Source organism: Roseovarius sp. A46, from assembly GCF_004126395.1.
Classification (GTDB): domain Bacteria; phylum Pseudomonadota; class Alphaproteobacteria; order Rhodobacterales; family Rhodobacteraceae; genus Roseovarius; species Roseovarius nitratireducens.
Map to the genome: position 1 here is coordinate 88,962 of NZ_PVWS01000007.1, position 25,333 is coordinate 114,294.

At 67.4% G+C, this 25,333-nt stretch carries 23 protein-coding genes and 1 riboswitch; of the genes, 11 read left to right on the top strand and 12 right to left on the bottom strand.

All coding sequences use genetic code 11. From position 1 onward, the window contains the following. Positions 1-92: 92 nt before the first annotated feature. From C6W92_RS05800 to C6W92_RS05810, 3 genes are all read right to left on the bottom strand, one after another. Positions 93-983, bottom strand: coding sequence for a hypothetical protein (locus C6W92_RS05800; RefSeq protein WP_129432083.1), 891 nt, complete (start codon positions 981-983; stop codon positions 93-95). A gap of 176 nt (positions 984-1,159) precedes the next feature. Continuing rightward, positions 1,160-2,566, bottom strand: a complete 1,407-nt coding sequence (glnA, locus tag C6W92_RS05805; protein WP_129432084.1) for a type I glutamate--ammonia ligase — start codon at positions 2,564-2,566, stop codon at positions 1,160-1,162. Positions 2,567-2,627: 61 nt separating this feature from the next. After that, positions 2,628-2,966, bottom strand: a complete 339-nt coding sequence (locus C6W92_RS05810) for a P-II family nitrogen regulator (protein ID WP_104016997.1) — start codon at positions 2,964-2,966, stop codon at positions 2,628-2,630. Between the two features lie 184 nt (positions 2,967-3,150). Between C6W92_RS05810 and C6W92_RS05815 the strand changes: the two genes are divergently transcribed. Further along, entirely contained in the window at positions 3,151-4,671 is a 1,521-nt protein-coding gene (locus tag C6W92_RS05815) for an NAD(P)H-hydrate epimerase (RefSeq protein WP_129432108.1), read from the top strand. A 7-nt stretch (positions 4,672-4,678) separates the two neighbouring features. Here C6W92_RS05815 and bmt read toward each other — a convergent pair whose 3' ends face one another. Then, entirely contained in the window at positions 4,679-5,689 is a 1,011-nt protein-coding gene (gene bmt / locus C6W92_RS05820; protein WP_129432085.1) for a betaine--homocysteine S-methyltransferase, read from the bottom strand. Between the two features lie 108 nt (positions 5,690-5,797). After that, positions 5,798-6,112, bottom strand: a complete 315-nt coding sequence (locus tag C6W92_RS05825) for a DUF1476 domain-containing protein (protein ID WP_129432086.1) — start codon at positions 6,110-6,112, stop codon at positions 5,798-5,800. Between the two features lie 169 nt (positions 6,113-6,281). Between C6W92_RS05825 and purC the strand changes: the two genes are divergently transcribed. Together purC and purS are read left to right on the top strand one after the other, a co-directional pair. Further along, positions 6,282-7,043, top strand: a complete 762-nt coding sequence (gene purC, locus C6W92_RS05830) for a phosphoribosylaminoimidazolesuccinocarboxamide synthase (protein WP_104016994.1) — start codon at positions 6,282-6,284, stop codon at positions 7,041-7,043. A 12-nt stretch (positions 7,044-7,055) separates the two neighbouring features. Further along, a complete protein-coding gene (gene purS / locus C6W92_RS05835) occupies positions 7,056-7,295 on the top strand; it encodes a phosphoribosylformylglycinamidine synthase subunit PurS (RefSeq protein ID WP_104016993.1) in 240 nt (79 codons plus the stop codon). Positions 7,296-7,345: 50 nt separating this feature from the next. On the opposite strand, the gene C6W92_RS05840 is transcribed toward purS, so the two are convergent. Further along, positions 7,346-7,921, bottom strand: a complete 576-nt coding sequence (locus C6W92_RS05840; RefSeq protein WP_129432087.1) for a gamma-glutamylcyclotransferase family protein — start codon at positions 7,919-7,921, stop codon at positions 7,346-7,348. A gap of 85 nt (positions 7,922-8,006) precedes the next feature. Between C6W92_RS05840 and C6W92_RS05845 the strand changes: the two genes are divergently transcribed. The 4 genes from C6W92_RS05845 (at position 8,007) to gcvP (ending at position 13,183) form a co-directional block, all read left to right on the top strand. After that, positions 8,007-8,459: an Rrf2 family transcriptional regulator gene (locus C6W92_RS05845; RefSeq protein WP_104016992.1), complete on the top strand. Its 453-nt coding sequence runs from the start codon at positions 8,007-8,009 to the stop codon at positions 8,457-8,459. A gap of 113 nt (positions 8,460-8,572) precedes the next feature. Beyond that, a riboswitch (glycine riboswitch) is annotated at positions 8,573-8,650 on the top strand. Between the two features lie 83 nt (positions 8,651-8,733). Continuing rightward, positions 8,734-9,858, top strand: coding sequence for a glycine cleavage system aminomethyltransferase GcvT (gene gcvT / locus C6W92_RS05850; RefSeq protein WP_129432088.1), 1,125 nt, complete (start codon positions 8,734-8,736; stop codon positions 9,856-9,858). A gap of 20 nt (positions 9,859-9,878) precedes the next feature. Then, a complete protein-coding gene (gene gcvH / locus C6W92_RS05855; RefSeq protein WP_129432089.1) occupies positions 9,879-10,238 on the top strand; it encodes a glycine cleavage system protein GcvH in 360 nt (119 codons plus the stop codon). A 95-nt stretch (positions 10,239-10,333) separates the two neighbouring features. Beyond that, positions 10,334-13,183 carry an aminomethyl-transferring glycine dehydrogenase gene (gene gcvP / locus C6W92_RS05860; RefSeq protein WP_129432090.1) on the top strand — a complete coding sequence of 950 codons (2,850 nt, stop codon included), beginning with the start codon at positions 10,334-10,336 and terminating at the stop codon, positions 13,181-13,183. A gap of 195 nt (positions 13,184-13,378) precedes the next feature. On the opposite strand, the gene C6W92_RS05865 is transcribed toward gcvP, so the two are convergent. The 4 genes from C6W92_RS05865 to C6W92_RS05880 all read right to left on the bottom strand — a co-directional run bounded on the left by C6W92_RS05865 (position 13,379) and on the right by C6W92_RS05880 (position 19,459). Continuing rightward, positions 13,379-15,202 (bottom strand): LuxR C-terminal-related transcriptional regulator, encoded by a 1,824-nt coding sequence (locus C6W92_RS05865; protein ID WP_129432091.1) that lies wholly within the window; start codon positions 15,200-15,202, stop codon positions 13,379-13,381. Between the two features lie 81 nt (positions 15,203-15,283). After that, the gene (locus tag C6W92_RS05870; protein ID WP_129432092.1) at positions 15,284-16,144 is read right to left on the bottom strand and encodes an inositol monophosphatase; all 861 of its coding nucleotides are present in this window, start codon (positions 16,142-16,144) and stop codon (positions 15,284-15,286) included. 115 nt (positions 16,145-16,259) lie between these two features. Then, positions 16,260-18,779, bottom strand: coding sequence for an FtsX-like permease family protein (locus C6W92_RS05875; RefSeq protein WP_129432093.1), 2,520 nt, complete (start codon positions 18,777-18,779; stop codon positions 16,260-16,262). Then, positions 18,776-19,459 (bottom strand): ATP-binding cassette domain-containing protein, encoded by a 684-nt coding sequence (locus tag C6W92_RS05880; protein ID WP_129432094.1) that lies wholly within the window; start codon positions 19,457-19,459, stop codon positions 18,776-18,778. The genes C6W92_RS05875 and C6W92_RS05880 overlap by 4 nt, the downstream gene beginning before the upstream one ends. Here C6W92_RS05880 and C6W92_RS05885 point away from each other — a divergent pair. Then, the gene (locus tag C6W92_RS05885) at positions 19,458-20,156 is read left to right on the top strand and encodes an arylesterase (RefSeq protein ID WP_129432095.1); all 699 of its coding nucleotides are present in this window, start codon (positions 19,458-19,460) and stop codon (positions 20,154-20,156) included. The genes C6W92_RS05880 and C6W92_RS05885 overlap by 2 nt on opposite strands. Positions 20,157-20,213: 57 nt before the next feature. On the opposite strand, the gene C6W92_RS05890 is transcribed toward C6W92_RS05885, so the two are convergent. Beyond that, positions 20,214-20,420 (bottom strand): cold-shock protein, encoded by a 207-nt coding sequence (locus C6W92_RS05890; RefSeq protein ID WP_104016983.1) that lies wholly within the window; start codon positions 20,418-20,420, stop codon positions 20,214-20,216. Between the two features lie 179 nt (positions 20,421-20,599). Continuing rightward, the gene (locus C6W92_RS05895; RefSeq protein WP_206735504.1) at positions 20,600-21,166 is read right to left on the bottom strand and encodes a L,D-transpeptidase; all 567 of its coding nucleotides are present in this window, start codon (positions 21,164-21,166) and stop codon (positions 20,600-20,602) included. Between the two features lie 636 nt (positions 21,167-21,802). On the opposite strand from C6W92_RS05895, the gene C6W92_RS05900 reads away from it, so the two are divergent. Genes C6W92_RS05900 through C6W92_RS05910 form a run of 3 tightly spaced genes read left to right on the top strand, consistent with a single transcriptional unit; the run spans position 21,803 to position 25,304 of the window. Beyond that, positions 21,803-22,654 (top strand): PhnD/SsuA/transferrin family substrate-binding protein, encoded by an 852-nt coding sequence (locus C6W92_RS05900; protein ID WP_129432096.1) that lies wholly within the window; start codon positions 21,803-21,805, stop codon positions 22,652-22,654. After that, positions 22,655-24,082, top strand: a complete 1,428-nt coding sequence (locus C6W92_RS05905) for a HAMP domain-containing sensor histidine kinase (protein WP_129432097.1) — start codon at positions 22,655-22,657, stop codon at positions 24,080-24,082. It begins immediately after the preceding gene. Then, on the top strand, positions 24,075-25,304 hold the full coding sequence (locus tag C6W92_RS05910; RefSeq protein WP_129432098.1) for a sigma 54-interacting transcriptional regulator: 1,230 nt from the start codon (positions 24,075-24,077) through the stop codon (positions 25,302-25,304). Before C6W92_RS05905 ends, C6W92_RS05910 begins: the two co-directional genes overlap by 8 nt. The last annotated feature ends 29 nt before the right edge of the window (positions 25,305-25,333 follow it).

Consider the following 25,333-nt stretch of genomic DNA (forward strand, 5'->3'; position numbering starts at 1 on the left):
CTCTCCCCCTCGGTGCACACACGGTGCCGCCATACCGCGCCACTGCGGTGGGACAAGGCCCCTCGCGGGTGCGGCTGCGGGGCGCGCGCGTGTCATCCGCCCAGGGCCACGATCAGGTTGGCCGCCTGTGCGATCTGCCCATGCGTGGCCAGCACCATGAACGTGCCGGTCAGCGCTGCCGTCTGCGAGGCGAGGCGCATATTCTCGCCACGCAGCAGGTTGACGACCGTGAGCGCCGCGGCGACCGGCAGGGCGAAGAGACCGATGGCAAAGGTCAACATCCAGACGCTGAGCCGCAACGGCGCGGTCGGTTCGCGGATATCGTCGGGTTGCGATATGGCCTCGACCTCTGCCGGGTCGGGGTCGCGAAACGCGGCGCGCAGCGCATCGAGTCGCTCTTCTTCGCTCCGGTCGCGGCCAAAGCCGGGCATCTGTGCGCGCAATTGTGCATAGGCTGTCTCGACATCGGGCAGCCGCTTGCGGCGGCGGTCGGTCGCTGCGGGCGCGGGGCGCACCGGCGCGGGCATCGCGGCGGTGTTGGCCACGGCTGTGCGGAACTCGGCCCGCGTCAGCACTGCACGTGGGTCGGTCCATTGCACGTAATCGGGCACAAGCGTCGCCTGAAGCCCGGCGAGCAGATGCGCGATCAGCGTCTCGGAGGACGTCTGCGCGCGCGCTTCTTCGTCCGCCCCGCGCCCAAGGCTCAGCTCGAGGATATGCGCCGGGTTGGTGTCGATTCGCGGCAGTGGCCGACCCTCGGTGATCCGCACCCGGCAGACAAGTCCGCGCGCGCGCACCGTTGCCTGCGTGTCGCTTTCGCAGCGCCGTTCCTCTACCCGCTCGCCCAGACGGTCAAGCGCGTCGGCAATGCCGCAGGTGATCGCGGCAATATCAAAGGACTTCTTACCCAAGAACACTAGTCCTGCCTGAACCTTTTGCATTGTATCGGTCATGGTGGCACCCGTCGGTTGCTGTTCAGCCATCTAACTGGCAGGAAATATGGCAACCAGTTTGTTTCAAATGCGGATACATTTAGGCAAAGTGTCTGGAATGGGCATATTGGCGCGCTACACGAAACGACCCGCACGCAAAGAGAAAGGCGCCCCGCAAGCGGGACGCCTCATGGTTGCAAGTCTGGCGGGATTGTGCCGCCGCTGCCTCAGCAGCTGTAGTACATCAGGAATTCAACCGGGTGCGGCGTGTGCTCGTAGAGCTCGATCTCGTCCATCTTGAGCTCGATATAGCCATCGATCTGATCCTTGGTGAACACGTCACCCGCGAGCAGGAATTCGTGATCGGCCGCGAGCGCGTCCACTGCCTCGCGAAGGCTGCCGCAGACCGTGGGGATGCCTTCGAGCTCCTCGGCCGGCAGGTCGTAGAGGTTCTTGTCCATCGCCTCGCCCGGGTCGATGCGCGACTTGATCCCGTCGAGCCCGGCCATCAGCAGTGCGGCAAAGCACAGGTAGGGGTTGGCCGACGGGTCGGGGAAACGGGCCTCGACGCGCTTGGCCTTGGGGCTCTCGGTCCACGGGATACGAATACAACCCGAACGGTTGCGCGCCGAATAGGCCCGCAGCACCGGTGCCTCGAAGCCGGGGATCAGCCGCTTGTAGCTGTTGGTCGAGGGGTTGGTAAAGGCGTTGAGCGTCTTGGCATGCTTGAGCAGACCGCCGATGAACCACAGCGCCTCCTGGCTCAGATCGGCATACTTGTCGCCCGCGAAAAGCGGTTTGCCGTCCTTCCAGATCGACATGTTGACATGCATGCCGGTGCCGTTGTCGCCATAGATCGGCTTGGGCATGAAGGTGGCCGACTTGCCATAGGCTTGCGCGACGTTGTGGATGACATACTTGTATTTCTGAAGCTCGTCGGCCTGCTTGGTCAGGCTGTCGAAGATCAGGCCCAGCTCGTGCTGACACGACGCCACCTCGTGGTGGTGCTTGTCCACCTTCATGCCGAGGCGTTTCATGGTCGAGAGCATTTCCGAGCGGATGTCCTGCCCGTCATCAATCGGGTTGACCGGGAAGTAGCCGCCCTTGACGCCGGGGCGGTGGCCGGTGTTGCCCATCTCGTATTCGGTATCGGTGTTCCAGGAGGCGTCGATCGCATCGACCTCGTAGGACACCTTGTTGATCTTGTTGCTGATGCGGACATCGTCGAAGATGAAAAACTCCGCCTCCGGCCCGAAGAAGGCCGTGTCGCCGATGCCGCTCGATTTCAGGTAGGCCTCGGCCTTTTCCGCGGTGCCGCGCGGGTCGCGATTATAGGGCTCGCCGGTGTCGGGCTCGACCACCGAGCAGTGCACGCAAAGCGTCTTCTCGGCGTAGAACGGATCGACATAGGCGCTTTCGGTGTCGGGCATGAGCTTCATGTCCGAGGCCTCGATGGATTTCCAGCCCTGGATCGACGAGCCGTCGAACATGAACCCTTCCTCGAGGAAATCCTCATCGACCTGATCGGCCATCACGGTCACGTGCTGCAGCTTGCCGCGCGGGTCGGTGAAGCGGATATCGACATACTCGATATCCTCGTCCTTGATCTGCTTGAGAAGCGCGTCTGTGCTCATGCGCTGGTCCCTTTCGTTGATGTGTTCGTTGCTGTGAAGAGATGTGGGTGACGAGGGCGGGTCAGAGCGCGTCCGGCCCGGTCTCGCCGGTGCGGATGCGGATGGCGTGCTCGATGGGGCTGACGAAGATCTTGCCGTCCCCGATCTTGTCGGTGCGCGCCGCGTCCACAATGGCCTCGATCGCGCCCTCGACCTGATCGTCATCGACGACCACGTCGATCTTGACCTTGGGCAGGAAGTCGACGACGTATTCCGCCCCGCGATACAGTTCGGTATGCCCTTTCTGGCGGCCAAATCCCTTGACCTCGATCACCGAGAGACCCTGGATACCGGCCTCCTGCAAGGCTTCTTTCACCTCGTCCAGCTTGAATGGCTTGATGATCGCCTCGATCTTTTTCATGGCAAAAGAGCTCCCTGACCGTGTTCGACCCCGCTCAGACCACTTCCCGCGGGCACCGACAATCGGATAGGCTGGAATTTGGGCGTTCGCGCCGCCGGTTTTGATGCTTATGCCTAAAAAATGTGCAAAATGCCACAAAACCGGGCGAAATTGAATCGCGCCGGGGACAGGAGGGCCGATGCCGATGAACAATCTGCTCACCGCTGCGCAGATGCGGGCCGAGGAAACCGCCGCCATCGAGTCGGGCGCGGTGACGGGGCTGGAGCTGATGGAGCGCGCGGGGCGCGGTGTGGTAGAGGCCGCGTTCGCACACTGGCCCGATCTCTCGCGCGCGCCGCAGCGCGCATTGGTGCTGTGCGGACCGGGCAACAACGGCGGCGACGGCTTTGTCGTGGCGCGGCTCCTGAAGGAGTGGGGCTGGGACGTGCAGGCGTTCCTCCTGGGCGATCCCGAGCGGCTGCCGCCCGATGCGCGGGCCAACCAACGGCGGTGGTCTGCGCTCGGCACCACCCGCCCGATCGACGACGCGCGCGCGGCTGCGGCGGCCGGGGATGCCGCGCTGGTGGTCGATGCGCTGTTCGGCACCGGGCTCACGCGCCCGCTCGAGGGGGTTTGGGCCGATCTGGTCGCGCGTCCCGCGTCGCGCTGCGTGGCCGTCGATATTCCCTCGGGGCTCTGCGCCGATAGCGGGCGCGTGCTCGGTGCGGCGATGCGCGCCGATCTCACCGTGACCTTTCACTCCGCCAAGCAGGGTCATTACCTGGCGGACGGCCCCGGCCATTGCGGCGCTCTCGCGGTTGCGGATATCGGCCTGCGCGACGGCGACGTGGCGGGTGCGATCACGCTGTGCCCCGCCCCCGGCGCGGCGCGACTTGCCAAGGGGGCAGGGGCGCACAAATACGGCCACGGTCATGCGCTGGTGCTGACCGGCGGGGCCGGACGCACGGGGGCCGCGCGGCTCGCCGCGCGGGCGGCGCTCCGGGTCGGGGCGGGGCTGGTGACGCTGGGCGTGCCGGGATCGGCACAGATGGAGGTCGCCGCGCAGATCACCGCGCTGATGCTGGCCCGCGTGGATGGGGCCGAGGGGCTGGCCGCCGCGCTGGAGGACCGGCGCCTTACCGCGCTCTGCCTCGGGCCGGGGCTGGGGATCGCGCGGGCGCGGGCGCTGGTGCCGGTGGCGCTAAGGGCTGCACACGCGCCCGGCGTGGTGCTCGATGCCGATGCGTTGACGGCCTTTGAAGACGCGCCGGAGACCCTCTTCGAGATGCTGCATGCCGGCTGCATCCTGACACCGCACGCGGGCGAATTCGCGCGGCTGTTCCCGGATATTGCAGAGACGCTGAACGCGCCCGCCACCAAGGGCCCCGCCTGTTCCAGAGTGGATGCCACGCGCGCAGCAGCGGAACGGGCAGGCTGCGTGGTGCTGCTCAAGGGGCCGGACACCGTGATTGCCGCGCCCGGCGGGCGGTGCTGCATCCACGCCGCGCACTACGACCGCGCGGCCCCGTGGCTGGCAACCGCCGGATCGGGTGATGTGCTGGCGGGGCTTGTGACCGGAATGATAGCGCGGGGCATCGGCCCGGCACAGGCAGCAGAGGCCGCCGCCTGGCTCCATGTCGAGGCTGCCCGCAGGTTCGGTCCCGGCCTCATCGCCGAGGATCTGCCCGAGACCATGCCGCAGGTGCTGCGCGCGCTGGGGGTCTGAGCCCGGTTCAGGCGCGGCGGCGGCGCGTGCGGCGGGGTTGTGCCGCATCCTCGCCGGTCCCGTCGGAGGGCGATGAGAACGGCCCGATCTTGTCGGTAATCTGCTCGGGCGTGGGGCGCGGCCCCAAGGGGCGCTCTTCCAGCGCGGCACGCATCAGGCGCAGGTGATCGCCCATCGTGCCGCAGCAGCCGCCGATGATGCGCGCACCCGCGTCGCGCGCCAGCACCGCGTATTCGGCCATCAGTTCCGGCGTGCCATCGTAATGGATGTGCCCGTCATGGTATTTGGGGATGCCGGCGTTGCCCTTGGCGATGATCGGCCGTTCCGATCCCTGCGCCACGAATCCCAGCACCGTGCGCAACAGGTCCGATGCCCCCACGCCGCAATTCGCACCATAGGCGATGGGCGGGTTGGGCAGCTTTTCCACCATTTTCGCCATGTCTTCCGAGGTCAGCCCCATCATGGTGCGCCCCGCCGTGTCAAAGCTCATGGTTCCGCACCACGGCATCCCGGCGAGCGCGAATGCCTCCGCCGCGGCCTTGTATTCCTCGGGCGCGCTGATCGTCTCGAGCCAGAGCACGTCGGCCCCGCCTTCCTTGAGACCCTCGGCCTGCTCGTGGAATATCTCCACCGCGAGCGAATGCGTCAGCGCCCCCATCGGCGCCATGATCTCGCCCGTCGGCCCGACCGAGCCCGCCACCACCAGCGGGCGGTCGCAGCGGTCGGCCACGTCGCGCCCGATCTCTGCGGCGATCTGCGAGAGCTGTCGCGCGCGCTTCTCGGCACCGTGCAGCTTGAGCCGCGCGGCGTTGCCGCCAAAGGAATTGGTCAGAAACAGGTCGCTGCCCGCGTCCACCGCGCTTTGATAAAGTGCGCGGATACGGTCCGGGTGATCCTCGTTCCACAGTTCCGGCGCATCGCCGGATTGCAGGCCCATGTTGAACAGGTTTGTGCCCGTGGCACCGTCTGCGAGAATCCACTCGCGCCCGGCGAGCATCTTGGTGAGGGCGTCGGTCATATCGCGCTTCCCGCAAACTCTAAGACCGGAAGCGATGCCATTGCCCGCTCCGGAATGCAAACCAGAAATCCTCATCAAGAACGTGAGGCGCGCTTGAATCGCGCCCGCTCAGTGTTCCTTGACGAGCTGATCCTTGGCCACCTTGAGCAGCTCGTCCATCTTGGCGCGGATCGTGTCGGCATCGGCGATGTCGCCCAGGTCGGCGGCCACCTTGCGCACCACGTCCTCGTGCCCGGCCTCCTCGAAATCGGCCTTGACCACCGTGATGGCATATTCGTTGGCTGCTTCGCCGGTCTTGCCCAGCAACTCGGCCGCCCACAGACCCAGGAGCTTGTTGCGCCGCGCTTCGGCACGGAATTTCATTTCCTCGTCATGGGCGAACTTGTTCTCGAAGGCGCTTTCACGTTCGTCGAAGGTGGTCATCGGGCCGGTCCCCTTGCACTGATTGCATTCGTGTCCGATATGCCCTCTGCGCCCCGCAAGGGCAAGAGGCTCTGCCCCGATGCGACACCTTGCGACCGCGCGGGGCTTGCACTATGAGAACGCATCGGCGTGACTTCCCCACGCCCCCCAGCCCAGCGACGGAGACTGCATGGCACGGCGCAAGAAAATCTACGAAGGCAAGGCCAAGATTCTCTACGAAGGCCCCGAGCCGGGCACCATCATCCAGTATTTCAAGGATGACGCCACCGCCTTCAACGCCGAGAAGAAGGCGGTGATCGAGGGCAAGGGCGTGCTGAACAACATGCTGTCGGAATACTTCATGGCCGGGCTCAATGCCGTCGGCGTGCCCACGCATTTCATCCGCCGCGTGAACATGCGCGAACAGCTCGTGCGCGCCTGCGAGATTGTCCCGCTCGAAGTGATCGTGCGCAACTATGCCGCCGGCACGATGGCCAAACGGCTGGGCATGGACGAAGGCACGCAGCTTCCGCGCCCGATCGTCGAATACTGCCTCAAGGACGATGCGCTTGGCGATCCGCTGGTGACCGAGGAACATATCGCCGCCTTTGGCTGGGCCACGCAGCAGGACATGGACGACATCCTCAGCCTCGCGCTGCGGGTCAACGATTTCATGTCCGGCGTGATGTATGGCGTGGGCATCCGTCTGGTGGATTTCAAGATCGAGGTTGGCCGCGTCTACGAGGGCGATTTCCAGCGCCTGATCGTTGCCGACGAGATCAGCCCCGATAGCTGCCGGTTGTGGGACATCAAGACCGGGCAGAAGCTCGACAAGGACGTGTTCCGCCGCGATCTGGGCTCGCTCACCGACGCCTATACCGAGGTGGCCAACCGCCTCGGCGTCATGCCCAAGGGCGCGACGCCCATGACGCGCCCCACGCTCATCAACTGAAGGAGTGCGAGGATGAAGGCCCGCGTTCACGTGATGCTGAAAACCGGCGTGCTCGACCCGCAGGGCGAGGCGGTGCGCCACGCCCTCGGGTCGCTCGGATTCGACGGTGTCGAAGGCGTGCGGCAGGGCAAGGTGATCGAGCTCGACCTCGCCGAGACCGACGCCGACAAGGCCCGCGAGACGGTGACTCAGATGTGCGAGAAGCTGCTCGCCAACACCGTGATCGAAAGCTACGCGGTCGAACTGGTCTGAGCGAGGGCCAGGCCGCCCATTAGCCTCCGCCCTGGATCATTCGCCTTTTCTCAGCCCGTCGCCGCGATGCGCGGGGCACCGACGCAGGCAAGGTGCGCATCGGTGAGCGCGCGCTCGGCATCGCTCAGCCCCCGGTGGCGCGGATAGCGCGGCGCGGCGCGGTCGTCGAGCACCGGCGCGTCCCAGCCCCCTGTCGTGTCAAAGAACCGCGCCACCCCATCTTCGCCGAACTCGTGCAGATAGCCCTGCACCACCACGTCGATATAGCTCAGTAGGATCGGGTGCGCCGCCGTCGGCGCGCCGTGATGGCCCTCGGGGATGGTGTAGACGGCGATTTCGGGGGAGTGGGGCAGGTCATGGCGCACCTGATCGGCGGCCGGTGCGCGCACATACGCGGCCTCGCGCGCGTCGAGCGCGGGCCAGTCCGCACCCGGCACCGGCGCGATCAGCCCGTCGATCTCGGCATCGTCGTCAGGGACCACCGTCAGATAGGCCACCGGGCGCAGCGTGGTGTGCCGCCACACCCGCCGCCACCCCGACAGGCGCGCGGGGCGCGCCCCCCCAAAGCCGTGGGTCGTGCGGTTCACGAGGCTGCCATAGCCAAAGAAATATGCATGTCGAACCAAGGTTTTTTTGCCTCCGCTTGATTTGCATCAAGGTCCGCGCTCACAGTCTGGCGAAACTCGGGCAATTGCAACCGAAGGCAGGCTCATGCGGATCACGAAACGCACCAATATCGCTATCAGGCTCCTGATGTTCTGCGCATTCAATCCCGACCGGCTGGTGACCAAGACCGAGATCGCGGAACGGTGCAACATCTCCGAGAGCCACCTGGCGCAGATCGTCAACCGGCTGGGACAACTGGGCTTCCTGCACACGCAGCGTGGGCGCACCGGCGGGGTGGCGCTGGGCCGCCCGATGGCCGAGATATCCGTGGGCGAGGTGTTTCGCAAGCTCGAGGAGAACGTGCCGGTCGCGGAATGCTTTGCCGATGTCGACAATACCTGCCCGCTCAAGGCCGGGTGCCGCCTGCGCGCGGCGCTGACCGACGCGGTCGAGGCGTTCTACCGGCGGCTCGACGACGTGACGCTCGATGCGCTGGTCTGCGACAACGACACCCTGCTCGCGATCTTTTCAGCGCCGCCTTGCGCCAAACGGGCTTGATCGCGCTCGCGCGGTATACTAGCGTCCACCACGTCGCGGCAGGGAGAACTGGCCACGCCAGTGCCGAAGGAGCAACCGCCCCGGAAACTCTCAGGCTCAAGGACCTGCGCGACCGACACAACTCTGGAGAGACCCCGCACGCGGGGCGCCGAAGGGATAGCGATCTCAGGCGAAAGGACAGAGGGGGCATCGTGGCACGACCCGGTCCGGGCGCGTGCATCACTGGTGCCGGGACGTATCGAAGCCTCCGGCCCGTCGTCATGAGGAGGGTCCGGTGTCTGATCTGAACGTCACGCCGCTCAACGCGCTGCACCATGAACTTGGCGCCCGGATGGTGCCCTTCGCGGGCTACGAGATGCCGGTGCAGTACCCGCTCGGTGTCATGAAGGAACACCTGCATTGTCGCGCCCGCGCCGGGCTCTTCGACGTGAGCCACATGGGACAGGTGATCCTGCGCGCGCCGGGCGGGCATGCCGAGGTGGCCCGCGCGATGGAGGGGCTGGTGCCCGTGGATCTGCTGGACCTTGGCACGATGCGCCAGCGCTATGGCTTTTTCACCAACGACGACGGCGGCATCCTCGATGACCTGATGCTGGCCAATCGCGGCGATCACATGTTCGCCGTGGTCAACGCCGCCTGCAAGGCGGATGACATCGCGCATATGCGCGCGCATCTTTCCGGCGTCGAGATCGAGGAAATCACCGACCGCGCGCTGCTGGCGCTGCAAGGGCCCGCCGCCGAGGGCGTGCTGGCGGCAATGCTGCCGGGGGTGGCGCAGATGCGGTTCATGGATGTGGCCGTCCTGCCATCGGATCATGGCGAGCTGTGGATTTCGCGCTCGGGCTATACCGGCGAGGACGGGTTCGAGATTTCCGTGCCCGCGGATCAGGCAGAACCGCTTGCCCGCGCGCTGCTCGCGCACGCGGAGGTAGAGCCCATCGGCCTCGGTGCGCGCGACAGCCTGCGGCTGGAGGCGGGGCTGTGCCTCTACGGTCACGATATCGACACCACGACAAGCCCGGTCGAGGCGCGCCTCGCCTGGGCCATTCAGAAGGTGCGCCGCGCGGGTGGCGCGCGGGCAGGCGGATTTCCCGGCGCCGCGCGCATCCTGCGGGAACTGACAGACGGCGCACCCCGCGCCCGCGTCGGCCTGCGCCCCGAGGGGCGCGCGCCAATGCGCGAGGGCACGCCGATTTTTGCCGCGCCCGAGGGCGGCGAGGCCGTCGGTCACGTCACCTCCGGCGCCTTTGGGCCCACGATCCAGGGGCCGGTGTCGATGGGCTACGTCCCGCGTGATCGCGCCACCAAGGGCACCACGGTTTACGGTGAGGTGCGCGGCAGGCGGATGGCGGCTACGGTCGTCGCGCTGCCCTTCACCCCGGCCAATTTCAAACGCTGAGCAACAGGGAGAGACCCACCATGAAATTCACCGAGGAACATGAATGGCTCCGTGCCGAAGACGATGTCGTCACCGTCGGAATCACCGGCCACGCCGCTGAACAACTGGGCGACGTGGTGTTCGTCGAACTGCCCGAAGTGGGCACGACAGTCACCCGCGACGACGAGGTCGTGGTGATCGAGAGCGTCAAGGCCGCATCGGACATCCGCGCCCCCATCGACGGCGAAATCGTCGAGGTCAACGAGGCGCTGGTGGATGAACCCGGCAAGGTCAACGAGGACCCGCTGGGCGATGCGTGGTTCTTCAAGATGAAACCGTCGGAGCCCGGCCAGATGGACGAGTACATGGACGAGGGGGCCTATAACAAGTTCATCGGCTGAGCCGCTCCCCGTCGGGGACGCCTCCGGCGGGAGTATTTTTCCAAGGAGAAACCGGGGCCGCGCGCGCCGCCGCCCGGTATAGCGAGGACCAAGCGATGCCCTTCACCCCGACCGACTACCTGCCTTACGATTTCGCCAACCGCCGCCATATCGGCCCCTCGCCCTCGGAAATGGACGAGATGTTCGCGGTGCTGGGGGTCGACAGCCTCGATCAGCTCATCGACGAGACGGTGCCGAAATCCATCCGGCAGGAGGCTCCGCTCGATTTCGGCAAGCCAAAGTCCGAGCGCGAATTGCTGCACCACATGCGCAGGACCGCCTCCAAGAACAAGGTGCTAACATCGCTCATCGGGCAGGGCTATCACGGTACGGTCACGCCTCCGGCAATTCAGCGCAACATCCTCGAAAACCCCGCCTGGTATACCGCCTATACCCCCTACCAGCCGGAAATCAGCCAGGGGCGGCTCGAGGCGCTGTTGAATTTCCAGACCATGGTGAGCGACCTGACGGGCCTCGAGATCGCCAATGCCTCGCTGCTCGACGAGGCGACGGCGGCAGCCGAGGCGATGACCATGGCGCAGCGCGTGTCGAAATCGAAGGCAACCAGCTTCTTCGTGGACGAAAGCTGCCACCCGCAGAACATCGCGGTGATGCGCACGCGCGCCGCGCCGCTGGGCATCGAGGTGATCGTCGGCGCCCCCGACGAGATGGAGGCCGACAAGGTCTTTGGCGCGATCTTCCAGTATCCCGGCACGCATGGGCACCTGCGCGATTTCTCGGATGAGATCGCGGCGCTGCACGAACACAAGGCCATCGGCATCGTGATCGCCGATCCGCTGGCGCTGACCCTGCTCAAGGAGCCGGGTGCGATGGGCGCCGATATCGCCGTGGGCTCCACGCAGCGCTTTGGCGTGCCGGTGGGCTATGGCGGTCCGCACGCCGCCTACATGGCCTGCCGCGACGCCTATAAACGCGCCATGCCGGGGCGCATCGTGGGGGTGAGTGTCGACAGCCACGGCAACCGCGCCTACCGCCTCAGCCTGCAGACCCGCGAGCAGCATATCCGCCGCGAAAAGGCCACGTCGAACGTCTGCACCGCGCAGGCGCTCTTGGCGGTGATGGCGTCGATGTACGCGGTGTTTCACGGGCCAAAGGGCCTCAAGGCCATCGCCCAGCGCATCCACCGCAAGACGGTGCGGCTGGCCCGCGGGCTAGAGGCCGCCGGATTCCACGTCGAGCCCGGCGAGTTCTTCGACACGATCACCGTGGACGTGGGCCTGTTGCAGCGCGGCGTGCTGCAATCGGCGGTGCGCGAGGGGGTGAACCTGCGCCGTGTCGGTGACACGAAGATCGGCATCACGCTCGATGAACGCACGCGCCGGGCGACGGTCGAGGCGGTCTGGCGCGCCTTCGGTATCGTGATGGAGGATCGCGATTTCTCGCCCGAGTACCGCCTGCCCGAGGCCCTTGCGCGGCAAAGCGCGTATCTCGCCCACCCGATCTTTCACATGAACCGCGCCGAGACCGAGATGATGCGCTACATGCGACGGTTGGCAGACCGCGATCTGGCATTGGACCGGGCGATGATCCCGCTGGGAAGCTGCACGATGAAGCTCAACTCGGCGGCCGAGATGATGCCGGTAAGCTGGCGCGAGTTCTCGCTCTTGCACCCCTTCGCCCCCGCCGATCAGGCCGAGGGATACGCCGAGATGATCGGCGATCTCAACGCCAAGCTGTGCGAGATCACCGGCTATGCCGCCATTTCCATGCAGCCCAATTCCGGTGCACAGGGCGAGTATGCGGGGCTCTTGACCATCGCTGCATGGCACCGCGCGCAAGGGCAGGGGCACCGCCGCGTCTGTCTCATCCCGACGAGCGCGCATGGCACCAACCCGGCGAGCGCGCATATGGTCGGCTGGGACGTGGTAGTCGTGAAATCGGCGGAGAACGGCGATATCGATCTCGACGATTTCCGCGCCAAGGCCGAGAAACATTCGGAAAACCTTGCCGGGTGCATGATCACCTATCCTTCGACGCATGGCGTGTTCGAGGAAACGGTGCGCGAGGTCTGCGAGATCACCCACTCCCACGGCGGGCAGGTCTATATCGACGGGGCCAACCTTAACGCGATGGTGGGCCTCTCGCGGCCCGGCGATCTGGGCGGCGACGTCAGCCACCTCAACCTGCACAAGACCTTCTGCATCCCGCATGGCGGCGGCGGGCCCGGCATGGGACCGATCGGCGTGAAGGAACACCTCGTGCCGCACCTGCCCGGCCATCCGGCAACCGGCGGCACCGAGGGGCCGGTCAGCGCCGCGCCGTATGGCTCGCCCTCGCTTCTGCCGATCTCGTGGGCCTATTGCCTGATGATGGGCGGCGCGGGCCTGACACAGGCGACACGGGTGGCGATCCTCAATGCCAACTACATCGCAAGGCGGCTGCAAGGGGCCTACGACGTGCTCTACAAGGGCCGCAACAACCGCGTGGCGCATGAATGCATCCTCGACGTGCGCCCCTTCGCCGACAGCGCGGGCGTCACCGTGGACGACATTGCCAAGCGCTTGATGGATTGCGGCTTTCACGCGCCGACGATGAGCTGGCCGGTGGCCGGCACGCTGATGGTCGAGCCCACCGAGAGCGAGACCAAGGCCGAGCTTGACCGGTTCTGCGACGCGATGCTCGCCATCCGCGAGGAAATCCGCGCCATCGAAGAGGGGCGGATGGACCGCGAGAACAACCCGCTCAAGAATGCCCCGCACACGATGGAAGACCTCGTGCGCGACTGGGACCGCCCCTATAGCCGCGAGCAGGGCTGCTTCCCGCCCGGCGCGTTCCGGGTGGACAAGTACTGGCCGCCGGTGAACCGGGTGGACAACGCCTATGGCGACCGTCACCTCGTCTGCACCTGCCCGCCGCTCGAGGACTACGCCGACGCGGCGGAATAGGGCGGGCCAAAAAGAATTGGGACGGCCATTCTGGCCGCCCCTCCCGTGATGGAAATTACCTTGTTTTTATTGACCGGACCCCGGAAGGGCCGCGGCCGCGTCGGAAGAGGCTGCACCATCACTCACTATGATCACCGTCCCCTCACGCAAGATCACGCTAGCGCGAAAAGACGGGTCTGTCATACCCTGATTGGGCTATTTCGCGTCCGCCTCCGCGACAAGCGGCGCCAGCCGGTCGAGCGCGGCACGCCAGTGCCGGAAGAACACGAGCTGCCCGGCATCCTCGAACAGGTGATACTCGATCCACGGGTGATCGCGGCGGAATTCCTCGTAGGTGGCGCGCGGCACCTGGGGATCCTGCGCGCCGTTCATCAGGATCACCGGCAGCGCCCCCTTCAACGCCACCAGATCGCCGCTCCAATCCTCGAGCTGCCCGCCGACAAGCTGGCGCGCAAACGCCTCGTGCGCCGAATGCGTGGCCGACAGCGCCACCTCCGAGCCACCCACGATTGCCTCGTACACCTCCGGGTCCTCGAAGGTGGCGATGTCGGCCCCGGACTCGCCATAGATCGCGCGGGCGAACCCGCCCTTGCCGATCCGGCGCGCGAGAAGGAAGCCGGCCTTGACCATGAATGGCAGAAGGTGCGGCGTATACTTCGCCCCGGCGAGGATAAAGCGGTGCCACTTGTCCATCCGCTCGAACTGCGCCCGTCGGGTGAGCGGCAGCATCCCGGCGCAGGCGAGGATGCCGGTGATCCGCGCCGGGTCGCGCCGGGCCAGCCGCGCGGCGTAGTAGACATCGCCTCCGAGGCTCAGCACGGGACAGCGCCGCACGCCCTCGGCACGCAGCACCCTCTCGGTATCTTCGAGCAGGGCGGCGTCGTAATCCGCCCCGTGCGCCACCATGTCCGATGACCCGTAGCCCGGCCTCAGCGGCACGATCACCCGTAATCCCCGTGCCCGCGCCTCGGCCTCGGCGCTCGCGGGCCAGCGCACCAGCCCGAAATCCAGCGGCAGGTACAGCAGCGGTCGCCCCGCCATGTCCCCCAGCACCGTCCACGCAACCCGCCGCCCGTCCGGCGCGACAAGCGTCCTGTCGGCGGATGCCTCGTGGTCAGGATGCGCGCAGGTCACGCCCTGCCGCGCGGGGGGTGATGTCACCGTGGCCGTCGTCATGTCGATCATCGACAGGGCCAGCCGCACCAGTTCCAGCTGCGAATGGGTCTCGGTCTTGGCGAGGATCGACTTGATCTGCGCGCGGATCGTGTCGGGAGAGCGCCCGCGTTCCGCCGCGATCTCGGCGATCGAACGGCAATCGACGAGGTGGCACAGGATGTCGCCCTCCGCCCGCGTGAGATCGAAGGCCTGCCGCAGGATATCGCAAAACCCTTCGGGCAGGTGTAGCCCGTTGGACGCGGCGAGCACCAGATCGGTGCCGTCCGACGCGTTGCAGCGTTGCAGCCGCAGCACCATCAGGTGCCCGGGCCCGTCACCGCGCAGACGCAGCATCGCCGTGTCCTTGCCTAAGTCGGCGAACAGCATGGAGAGCGCGGCGACAAGGGCAGGGCGGTCGTCGTCATGCAGCGGCAGATCGCTGATCGTTGCCCGCTCGGCGATGCCCATCAACCGCCGCGCCGCCGGGTTGGCGGCGCGCACCACGCCACCACGGTCGAGCACCAGGGCGGCCACCCGCTCGAACGGGGCGAGCATGGCGTCGAGCCCGTCCCTCCCGGTGCCCGCCTCGCCGATCGCGGCGCGGTCGAGAAACGCGGTGGCCCGCCTGAAATGCGCGGCAATCTGCGGATCGTCGAGCAGGCGCGGCGCGCTGAGATCGACATGCGCGCGCAAGGGGGCGACGGTGCTCTCCCAATGATCGAGAAGAGCCTCGAACCGCTCGGGATCGAGCGCCACGTCATAGAGCCTCTCGATGGTCTCGGCACGGTCCACATCGGACAGCGTTACTGTCGTGCCGCCGCCCGTCCCCGCCGCGTCCGGACCGTCGTTGTGCCGTGATGTCATCGAGGGCCTTGAATCCTGACAGCCAATCGTGCGCAGTATTGACACCGCTGGTGTCAATTTCAAGGCAAGTGGGGCTCCACGTCAGGCGAGATCGGCGAAATGATCGCGCAGGGCGGTCCATGTCGCCTCGCTGCCCGCGCAGAGCAGCAGGCCCTCGCCGAGCGAGGTGTTATAGTCTCGCCCGTCGAGCATCCGCGCCACCCCGCCCGCGCGCTGACAGATCAGCACGCCCGCCGCGTGATCCCACGGGTTGAGCCGGTCCGACAGGACGAAATCGACCGCACCCTGCGCCAGCAGCCGGTATTCGTGGCACGAACAGCGCAGCGCCGTGGCTTGCCCCAGCGCGGCGAGGCGGGGATAGAACGCCTCCTGCCGTGCCTGCCCCATCAGCGACACATGCACATACCCATGCAGATCGCCCAGCGCACCGCCCGCCGCCGTGGTGGCCGCGTGCTCGACCCCGCTGGCCGCGACGAGCCTTGCGGAGGTGGTCTCGTCGGCGAGGATCCAGTCGTCGCCCACGGGATCGTAGAGCAGCCCCAGCACCGGGCGCCCAAACCGCGTGACAGCTATGATCACGCCAAAGAGCGGCAGGCCGTGAACGAAATTCCACGTCCCGTCCACCGGGTCGATGATGATCGCGAACTCCGCCTCGCTGACCTCGTCGCGCAGCTCTGGCCGGTCGGCGACGGCCTCCTCGCCGACGATCAGCGCATGGGGAAACAGCCTTTGCAGCCCCCGCGCGATCATCGCCTCGGTCGCGCGGTCGGCTTCGGTCACCAGATCGCGGGGGCCGGTCTTGGCCGTGGCCTCCGCGCGCGTGATCGAGCGAAAGCGCGGCAGGATCTCGGTGCGCGCGGCGCGCCGCACGAGGTTGACCAGCGCGGTCTGCTGCGCGGGGCTGAGGGGCGCGGAGAGGGCGATGGGCAACGAATCGGTCATGGTCTCTCCCTGTGAGTGCCGGGGTTGATTGCCAGCCGGACGTGACGAATTCAACGCGGCGCTTTGGTCGTCGGGTGCGGATCGAATATTTGGGGCAAGATGAAGCGGGGCGGTGTCATTCGCGGGCGCGCAGCACCCTTGCGGGGCGGGCGCGCAGCGGGCCGAGGGCAAAGACCAGCCCGGCCAGCAGCATGATCGCCGTGCCGCCCGCGACGATGGCAAGCGCGGAGGGCCAGATCACGGTGAATGGCGTTTCCATCACGAACCGGCTCACCGCCCAGCCACCGCCGATGCCTGCGCCCAGCGCCACGATGCCCGCGGCGGCCCCGAGGATCAGCGACCTCAGGGCCAGCCCCGCCAATATACGCGCGCGCGTGGCACCCAGAACCTTGAGGATCGCCGCCTCGACGCTGCGCGCGCGCGCATCCGCCGCCGCCGCGCCGATCAGCACCAGGAACCCGGTCAGAAGCGTCACCGACGCCCCCCACGAGGTGGCCGACGCGAGGCTGGCCAGCAGGTCCGTCACCCGCATCAGCGCGTCGCGCACGTTGATCGCGGTGACGTTGGGGTGGCGGTCGGTCACGTCGCGCAGGATCGCCTCCTCGGTCGCCTCGCTATCGGCATAGACCGTGGCGATGAAGCTGTGCGGCGCGCCCGCCAGCGCCGAAGGGTTCATCAGCATGACGAAGCCCATGCCAACGCTGGAGAAATCCACTTCGCGCAGCGAGGTGATCGGCGCCGTGATGTCGCGCCCGAGGATGTTGACGGTGATATCGTCTCCGATGCCGATCCCCATTTCCGCCGCCTCCTCGGCGGCAAAGCTGAGCTGCGGCGGCCCGGTATAGCCCTCGCCCCACCAGTCCCCGGCAGTGAGCGTGGTGCGCGCGGGCAAGCTATCGGCATAGCTCACCGCGCGGTCGCCCTCGACCACCCAGTGGCCGGGGGCAACCTCGCGCGCGGGGCGGTCGTTGATGCGGGATATGATTCCGCGCAGCATCGGCGCGTGATCGACGCGGGCGACGCCCGGGTCGCCCTCCAGCCGGTCGAGGAACCACTCCATCTGGTCCTTTTGCAGATCGACGAAGAAGAAGGACGGCGCGCGCTCGGGCAGGTCGGAGGCGATGGCGCGGCGCAGGTTGCCATCGATCTGCCCCACGGCGGCCAGCACTGACAGCCCTAGCCCCAGCGCCAGCATCACCGGCCCCGCCGTATTGCCCGGCCCGCCGATCGCCCCCAGCGCCCAGCCCAGCGCGGGCCGCCCCCGCAGGCGCGGGCGCAGGGCGCGCGCCGCACGGGTGGTTGCCGCTGCCGCCAGCCACAACAGCGCCAGCGCCCCGAGGATGCCGCCGGCGGTCCAGAGTGTTAGCGGGGCATTGCCGGAAAACAATGCCGCCGCGATCACCAGGAGCGCGAAGAGCACGGCGGTGATCAGCACCCACGGCCAGCCCGGCCAGCGCGCCCCGCCGATCCCCGCGTCGCGGTAGAGCGCAGCGGCGCGCACCTCGCGTGCCCGTGCCAGCGGCCACAGCGTAAAGATGAGCACGCTCAGCACCGAATAGAGCGTGGCCTCGATCATCGGCGCGGGGTAGGGGGCAAAGACCGCCGGCACCGGCAATTGCGCCGCGATCACCGGGCCCAGCGCCACCGGCAGCCCTACGCCGAGGATGAGCCCGCCCGCGATCCCGAGCAGTGCCAGCACCGCGACCTGAAGGAAATATATCAGAAAAACAGTTCTTTGGTCGGCGCCCAACGTGCGCAGCGTGGCGATCACCTGCACCTTGCCCGCGAGGTAGGCCCGCAGCGCCGCCGAGATGCCGACGCCGCCCACCGCGAGGCCCGACAGCCCCACCAGCACGAGGAACGCGCCCAGCCGCGTGACGAATTCGGCCACCTGCGGGCTGGCGTTGCGGGCGTCGGTCCAGCGCGCGCCGCTGGCGGAAAGCTCGGCCTCGGCGCGGGCGGCGAGGGCGTCGAGATCGGCGTCATCGGCCAGGTCGAGCCGGTAGCGAGAGGTGAAGAGCGAGCCGGGCGCCAGAAGCCCCGAGCCATCGAGCGCCGTCCGCGCCACGATGGTTCGCGGCCCGAGGCCAAAGCCGGCGCGCGACGGGTCGGGCTCGCGCACGATTTCAGCCGTTAATGTAAACCGTTGTTCTCCAAGCCGAAAACTGTCACCGACCCCGATGCCCAGCCGGGTGGCCAGCACCGGCTCCATCACCGCGCCGGGCAGGTCGTGCGTGCCCGCGAGCGCCTTGTCCAGCGGCATATCGGGGTCGAGGGCCACGCGACCCACCAGCGGATAGGCCGCGTCGACCGCCTTGACCTGCGTGAGTTCGCGTGCCTCGCCGGCCACCGCCATCGACCGGAAATCGGCGATTTCCGAGACGCGGGCAGCGGCGTCCTCCATCCACAACCTCTCGGTTCGCGAGGCGAACCTGTAGGTTAGCTCGATCTCGGCATCGCCGCCCAAAAGCTCTGCGCCCTGCGTGGCGAGCCCGGCCTGCACGCTCTCGCGCAGGGTGCCGACGGCGGCGATGGCGGCCACCCCGAGGATTACGCAGCCGAGAAAGATGCGAAAACCCCGCAACCCCCCGCGCAACTCCCGCCCCGCCAGCCGGGCCGCAACCCTCAGGCTCATGCTGCGGCTGCCGGGGCAATGCGCCCGTCACCCAGCGAAATCACCCGGTCGCAGCGTGCCGCCAGCGCCGGGTCGTGGGTGACCAGAACCAGCGTCGCCCCGTCGCGGTCGCGCAACCCGAAGAGCAGGTCGATGATCGCCGTACCGGTGGTGCTGTCGAGGTTGCCGGTGGGCTCATCGGCGAGGATGAGCGCGGGGCGCGGCGCGGCAGCGCGGGCGAGCGCCACGCGCTGCTGCTCGCCGCCCGAGAGCTGCGAGGGATAGTGGCCCGCCCGCGCCTCGAGCCCAACGGCGGCAAGCTCTTCCATCGCGCGCGCCCGCGCGTCGCGGCGCCCGGCAAGCTCGAGCGGGGTTGCCACGTTTTCCAGCGCGGTCATCGTGGGGATGAGGTGGAATGACTGGAACACCACGCCCACATGCGCGCGCCTCAGCCGCGCCAGCGCGTCCTCGTTCATAGCACCGAGGTCGTGGCCGAAGGCACGCACGGTGCCTCCCGTCGCGCGCTCCAATCCGCCCATCAGCATGAGCAGCGAGGACTTGCCCGATCCCGACGGGCCGACGAGCCCGATCGTCTCGCCGCTGTGGACATCGAGCGTGATCCCGTGAAGTATCTCGACAGGGCCGGCATTGCCTTCGAGCGAGAGCTCGACATCGGCCAGGGAAAGAAGGGGAGAGCTCATGGAGTTGCGCCTGTTTCGCCAGTGTTTTCTGTCATATGGGGTGGCCCGGCACCTGGGCAAGGCGCTCGTGCTCTTTCTGTGGATGGCCGTGCCCGCGCAGGCGGGCGAGGAGGCGGCGGCGGACGCGCCCGTCACCGTGCTGGCGCTGGGTGATAGCCTCACCCAAGGCTATGGCCTGCCGCAGCAGGACGGTCTGGTGCCGCAATTGCGGCGGTGGCTGGCGGAACGTGACATCGACGCGGAGGTGATCAATGGCGGTGTGTCGGGCGACACCACGGCGGGCGGTGCCGCGCGCGCAGGCTGGAGCCTGACGCCAGAGGTGGACGCGATGATCGTGGCGCTGGGCGGCAACGACCTGTTGCGCGGGATCGACCCGGCGGTGAGCCGCGCCAATCTCGATACCATTCTGGCCGAGGCGGCGGAACGCGACGTGGAGGTGCTGCTGGTGGGGATGCGCGCGCCGGGCAATTACGGCGCTGACTACAAGGCCGGTTTCGACGCGATCTACCCCGATCTCGCGGAAAAGCACGGCACGCTGCTCGCCCCCGATTTCTTTGCCGGGCTGGGCGAGGGCGACCCTGCGGCGCTGCAACGTTTCTTTCAGGGTGACGGCATCCATCCCAACGCAGAGGGCGTGGCGCGCATCGTCGATGGGCTGGGGCCGCACGTGGCGGCGCTGATCGAGGCCGTGAAATGAGAACGGGCCCCACAAGGGGGCCCGGTTCAACCGTCTCGCCAAGGGCGGAAGCGCCGTTCAGGCGAGGGCGATGTCGCTGGCGGACTGACGCCCGTCGCGGCCCGATTCGATTTCGAAGGTCACCTTCTGGTTGTCTGCGAGGCCGGTGAGGCCCGCGCGCTCGACTGCGGAAATGTGGACGAAAACGTCCTTGCCGCCGCCGTCAGGTGCGATAAAGCCGAAACCCTTGGTGGTGTTGAACCATTTTACTGTGCCAGTAGCCATGTGCCCTGAACTCCTAATTGTGTGCTGCCCGCGGAAGTGCGACAGCTTGGCTCGTCGTCGTGCAAGATCGAGTGACTGAGCCGATAGAAGGACAGGTGGTCGATAGCCGTAACGTTAGCAGATGCAATATGGGCCCCGGCGGCGGGAAACGCAAGGGGTATCGTGCGGTCCGGGCAATATCACAGCACCGTCACCACGGTGCCTGTTGGGACGCGCTGGTAGAGATCCTGCACATGGGCGTTGATCATGCGAATGCAGCCATTGGATACCGAGCGCCCGATGGACGAGGGCTGGTTGGTGCCGTGGATGCGGTAATAGGTGTCGCGCCCGTTCTGAAACAGGTAGAGCGCGCGCGAGCCAAGCGGATTTTCGGGCCCGCCGGGCTGCACGTAGTCGTTGCCACGAAAGCGCGCGTAGGTTTGCGGCTCACGCTCGATCATCTCGTCGGTGGGCCGCCATGTGGGCCATTTCTTTTTCACGTCGATGGTGGCGGTGCCGGTGAATTCGAGCCCCGCCCGCCCGACGCCCACGCCGTAGCGGCGTGCCTCGCCGGGTGCGGTGACGAAGTACAGAAAATGCGCGCGCGGCAGCACGACCAGATGCCCTGGCGCGTAGGCGTCGCTGAACGTCACCTGCTGCGGTGTGAATATCGGGTCGAGTTCGAATGCGCGGGTGCGGCCCGGCACAAGGGCAGGAGCGGCCAGCGCGGCGAGGCCTGAGGCGACGAGAGAACGGCGGTCGATCATGTCACTTCCTCCACGGATCCTTTCGACATCCTATATATGGCCTTGTGTGCCACGGGTTTAAGTCAAAACGCGGTGACCGCGGTGAAAATCGCGGCACTGTGGCCTTTGCGCTCAGATCGCGGCCCAATCGTCGAAGCGGTAAGGCACGGGCCGCCGGTGCCACGGCGGACGGGGGTGGCGCGGATCGGTCTTGCGGCGGGTCATGGCGGGTCTCCTTTTGCCGGGTCCGTGCCACCAAGGTGGGGCTGGCCGCGCGCGCAAGCCAGCGGCGGTGGGGCGAACGTGAGCGGGTGTGATCGGCGAGGATCGGCCCGGGGCAGGCGCGGCGGATGGCGCCTGCCCCACGGGGACCGCATGTACGACACAGCAGTTTCGTATGATCGCGGCTCGGAGTCGGGAAACAGACCTGATACGGGGCAGTCTGAATACGGGGTAGTCTGAGGCCCGAATGTTCGGACGCGGGCACGCGCATGTGCCCCCGTGTCAGCGCGTGACTTGTCGGCTCGGGAGGCGCGGGGTCAAGTTTTTCTGCCTAGACGTATTCAGTCTGGTATCAGAGGGATGCGACAAGCGTCGTATCGTGCCGGGCGCAAGGCACGGGGCGGCGCGACGATTTTGGAGCATGAAGAGAACGGCATGACAGCGATAACCCGGCGCGCGGCGATCATGATGGGCGGCCTCGCATGTGCGGCGATTCCGATGCGCAGCCTGGCACAGACACGTTTCCGGTTGGGTCTCACGCCCGTTTTCCTAGACAATGACGCGGTGATCATCGACCGGCTGCGCCACGTGCTGTCGGCGGCCATGGGGCGCGAGATAGAGCTTGTGCAGAAACGCACCTACGAGGAAGTGACGGGCCTGTTGCTGGAGCGTTCGCTCGACGCGGCGTGGCTGTGTGGGTATCCATACTTGCAGCACCGGGAGGCGCTCGCGCTGGTGGCGGTGCCGGTCTGGCGGGGCAGGGCGCTCTATCAATCCTACCTGATCGCCGGCCAGGGGGTCGAGGCCGATAGCCTCTCTGATCTGCGCGGGGCGACGCATGCCTTCTCCGATCCCGACAGCAATTCCGGCTACCTGGTCACGGCAAGCGATCTGATCGCCATGGGCACCCGGCCCGAGCAGTGGTTTTCGCGGGCGATCTTTACCTATGGGCACCGCAACGTGGTGCGCGCGGTGGCCGACGGGCTGGTGCAGTCGGGCAGCGTGGACGGCTATGTCTGGGAGGCGCTGGCCGCGGTGGAGCCGGACCTGACACGGCGAACCCGCGTCATCGGCAAGTCGGAATGGTTGGGCTTTCCGCCTGTCTGCGCGCGCAAGGACACCGAGAACGCGGAACCGGTGCGTGCGCTGCGGGAGGCGCTCTTGGGACTGTCGCGATCAGACGCTGGACGCGCGGCGTTGGCGGCCCTGCAACTGGACGGGTTTCAGACCGCCCCCAAGGGCTTGTTCGACGGCATAGCCAGCCGAATGCGCCTGCTGGAAACCTGAATGGCCGGGGTTCTGCGTACTCTGCCGCTGTCGCTCAGGCTACCCCTGCTTGGGGCGGCGCTGATGGTGCTGGTGGGGGTTGTCGCGTCGCAACAGGTGCTGTCGGCGCTGGGCCGCGTGCAGGACGCCCGGCTACGCGAACTGGCGGCGATGCATGTCGAGGGGCTGTCGGTGGCGCTGGGGCCGCTGGTCCTGCGCCGTGACATCTGGGAAGTTTATGACACGCTTGATCGCGCCGGGCGCGAGAGCGAGGGTCGGCGCATGGTCCTGACGGCGGTGGCCGATGAGGCGGGCCGGGTTCTGGCCGCGACCGACCCGCGGCGCGTTCCGGTAGATAGCGCGATCGAGCGGGTTGCCCAAGGCGCGGTGCCGCTCGATCAACTGTCGGTGGGCGCGTCCGAAAGCACGGTCCGCCTGATTGCGCCGCTCGATTACCAGGGCCGGTCGGTGGGTCGCATCGTCACGGAACTGGATGTGTCCGATCTGCAGAGCGAGCGCCGGCGCGCCCTCTGGTTCCTGCTGGCGGGCAACGCGCTTGCGACCGCCTTTCTCGCGGGGCTGGGATATCTCGCGATGCGGCAGATGCTGCGGCCCGTCTCGACCCTGGCGCAGCAGATGGCCGGGGCAGAGGGCGAGCCGCAGCCCATTGCCGAAGCGGACGTGCCGCGCGGCAATGGCGAGCTTGCCCGACTGGCGTGGACCTATAACAGCATGGTGCATGACGTCGCCGCGAAATCACAATTCGAACGTCGGCTTGCCGAACGTGAACGCTTCGTGGCCCTTGGGCGGCTGTCGTCGTCGCTGGCGCACGAGATCAACAACCCGCTGGGCGGGCTGTTGAACGCGACGGACACCATCCGGAAATTTTCCAACAGGCCCGAGGTCGTGACGGCATCCGCCGAGTTGCTGGAACGGGGCCTGCGGCACCTGCGGGACGTGGCGCGTGTCACGCTGGACCAGAACCGCCTGGAGCAGGAGGGAACCCCGCTTTCCCCCGATGATTTCGAGGATGTCCGGTTGCTGATCCTGCCCGAGCTGAAGCGGATGGAACAGCGCATCGACTGGTCCGCGCCAGAGGATATGACGGGCTGTGCAGCCTTGCCCGCCGCGCCCGTTCGACAGATCATGCTCAACCTGCTGCTCAATGCCTCGGCGGCGACCGGACCCGAGGGCGGTGTCACGCTTCACGCCCGGCTGGACGATGCCGGTCTGGAAATCGACATTTCCAACAGCGGCCCGCCCATGTCCGAGGCGGCGCGGGCACGGCTGCTGAGCGATGCGGCGCTGGCACCGGGCGGTGGCGTCGGCCTGCGGCTGGTGCGCGATCTCGTAAAGGATCTGGGCGGCAGGATCGAACTTGCGCGCGCAGACGGGCAGACGACGGTACGGGTAATCCTGCCGGCTCGGGAAGGTGCGACCGATGCTTGATGGCCGCCGGATTGTTCTGGTCGAGGATGACGAGATCATGGGCGGATCGCTCTTGCAGCGGCTGGAGCTGGAGGGCGCGCAGGTGCTGTGGCTGAAGCAGATGCACCGCGCGCTGGGCGCGATCCGCACGCCTCAGCGCGGCATCGACGCGGTGATCTGCGATATCGCCCTGCCGGACGGTACCGGCGAAGACCTGTTTACCACGCTCTGCCGCACCACCACGCCGCCGCCGTTCCTGTTCATCACCGGGCAGGGCGGCATCGAGCAGGCGGTGCGCCTGATCAAGTCGGGAGCGGCGGATTACATCACCAAGCCGTTCGACATGTCGGTGTTCCTGGACCGCCTCGCACAGCTTCTGGCGCCCGGAGAGACGCAGGAATTTCCCCCGATTCTAGGGGTTTCCGGGGCCGCGCAGCGGGTGGAGGCGTTGATCGTGCGCGCGGCTGAGAACACCGGGTCGGTCCTGATCCGGGGCGGGCCCGGGCTGGGCAAGGACCTTGTCGCGCGCCGTATCCACGAGTTGTCAGAGCGCCGGGCCGCGCCCTTCATCTCGGTGAACCTGGCGCGCGAGGGCGATCCCGAGGCCGCGCTTTTCGGTCAGGATGGTGCGTTCCGGAGGCTGGGTGAGGGCACGCTGTTCGTCAACGCGATCAGCCGCCTGCCGCTGCCGCTTCAGCGCCGGTTGGGCGAGCAGATCGAGCAGGGGATCGATGGGCGCCTCGTCACCGCCTGCGGCACCGATCTGGAGGCGCTGGTGCAGCAGGGCGCGTTCGATACCGAACTGCATTACCGCATGGCACGGATGGAGATACCGATACCACCCCTCGGCACCCGCCCCGAGGACGCGATATGGTTGCTGGAACAACTGTTTCAGCGGCTCGCGCCCGCCAAGGCCCCCGATGTCACCGGGATCGGCGCGCTGTGCCTGGAGGCGGCGCGCGACCACGACTGGCCCGGCGGCGGGCGCGAGGTGCGGGCGCGGCTGGTGCGCGGGTTGTCGCTTGCGCGCGGCACGCTGTTACAGCCCGCCGACCTGTTTCCCGAGCGTCAGGCGGGGGAGGATGGCATCAAGAGCCTCGCCGAGGTGCGCGAGGCCGCCGAGCGCGCGCAGATCATCGCCGCGCTGGAGCGCAGCGGCGGACAGGTGGGCGCGGCGGCGCGGATGTTGGGCATCGCCCGGACGACGCTGTGGGAGAAGATGCAGCGCTACGGGCTATCGTGACGCGCCCGCGCCGCGCGGCCTGTTCGGAT

Coding starts and splice junctions, on each gene's coding strand:
- C6W92_RS05800 (WP_129432083.1), bottom strand. CDS start 983: ATGGCTGAACAGCAACCGACGGGTGCCACCATGACCGATACAATGCAA.
- glnA (WP_129432084.1), bottom strand. CDS start 2,566: ATGAGCACAGACGCGCTTCTCAAGCAGATCAAGGACGAGGATATCGAG.
- C6W92_RS05810 (WP_104016997.1), bottom strand. CDS start 2,966: ATGAAAAAGATCGAGGCGATCATCAAGCCATTCAAGCTGGACGAGGTG.
- C6W92_RS05815 (WP_129432108.1), top strand. CDS start 3,151: ATGAACAATCTGCTCACCGCTGCGCAGATGCGGGCCGAGGAAACCGCC.
- bmt (WP_129432085.1), bottom strand. CDS start 5,689: ATGACCGACGCCCTCACCAAGATGCTCGCCGGGCGCGAGTGGATTCTC.
- C6W92_RS05825 (WP_129432086.1), bottom strand. CDS start 6,112: ATGACCACCTTCGACGAACGTGAAAGCGCCTTCGAGAACAAGTTCGCC.
- purC (WP_104016994.1), top strand. CDS start 6,282: ATGGCACGGCGCAAGAAAATCTACGAAGGCAAGGCCAAGATTCTCTAC.
- purS (WP_104016993.1), top strand. CDS start 7,056: ATGAAGGCCCGCGTTCACGTGATGCTGAAAACCGGCGTGCTCGACCCG.
- C6W92_RS05845 (WP_104016992.1), top strand. CDS start 8,007: ATGCGGATCACGAAACGCACCAATATCGCTATCAGGCTCCTGATGTTC.
- gcvH (WP_129432089.1), top strand. CDS start 9,879: ATGAAATTCACCGAGGAACATGAATGGCTCCGTGCCGAAGACGATGTC.
- gcvP (WP_129432090.1), top strand. CDS start 10,334: ATGCCCTTCACCCCGACCGACTACCTGCCTTACGATTTCGCCAACCGC.
- C6W92_RS05865 (WP_129432091.1), bottom strand. CDS start 15,202: ATGACATCACGGCACAACGACGGTCCGGACGCGGCGGGGACGGGCGGC.
- C6W92_RS05870 (WP_129432092.1), bottom strand. CDS start 16,144: ATGACCGATTCGTTGCCCATCGCCCTCTCCGCGCCCCTCAGCCCCGCG.
- C6W92_RS05875 (WP_129432093.1), bottom strand. CDS start 18,779: ATGAGCCTGAGGGTTGCGGCCCGGCTGGCGGGGCGGGAGTTGCGCGGG.
- C6W92_RS05885 (WP_129432095.1), top strand. CDS start 19,458: ATGGAGTTGCGCCTGTTTCGCCAGTGTTTTCTGTCATATGGGGTGGCC.
- C6W92_RS05880 (WP_129432094.1), bottom strand. CDS start 19,459: ATGAGCTCTCCCCTTCTTTCCCTGGCCGATGTCGAGCTCTCGCTCGAA.
- C6W92_RS05890 (WP_104016983.1), bottom strand. CDS start 20,420: ATGGCTACTGGCACAGTAAAATGGTTCAACACCACCAAGGGTTTCGGC.
- C6W92_RS05895 (WP_206735504.1), bottom strand. CDS start 21,166: ATGATCGACCGCCGTTCTCTCGTCGCCTCAGGCCTCGCCGCGCTGGCC.
- C6W92_RS05900 (WP_129432096.1), top strand. CDS start 21,803: ATGACAGCGATAACCCGGCGCGCGGCGATCATGATGGGCGGCCTCGCA.
- C6W92_RS05905 (WP_129432097.1), top strand. CDS start 22,655: ATGGCCGGGGTTCTGCGTACTCTGCCGCTGTCGCTCAGGCTACCCCTG.
- C6W92_RS05910 (WP_129432098.1), top strand. CDS start 24,075: ATGCTTGATGGCCGCCGGATTGTTCTGGTCGAGGATGACGAGATCATG.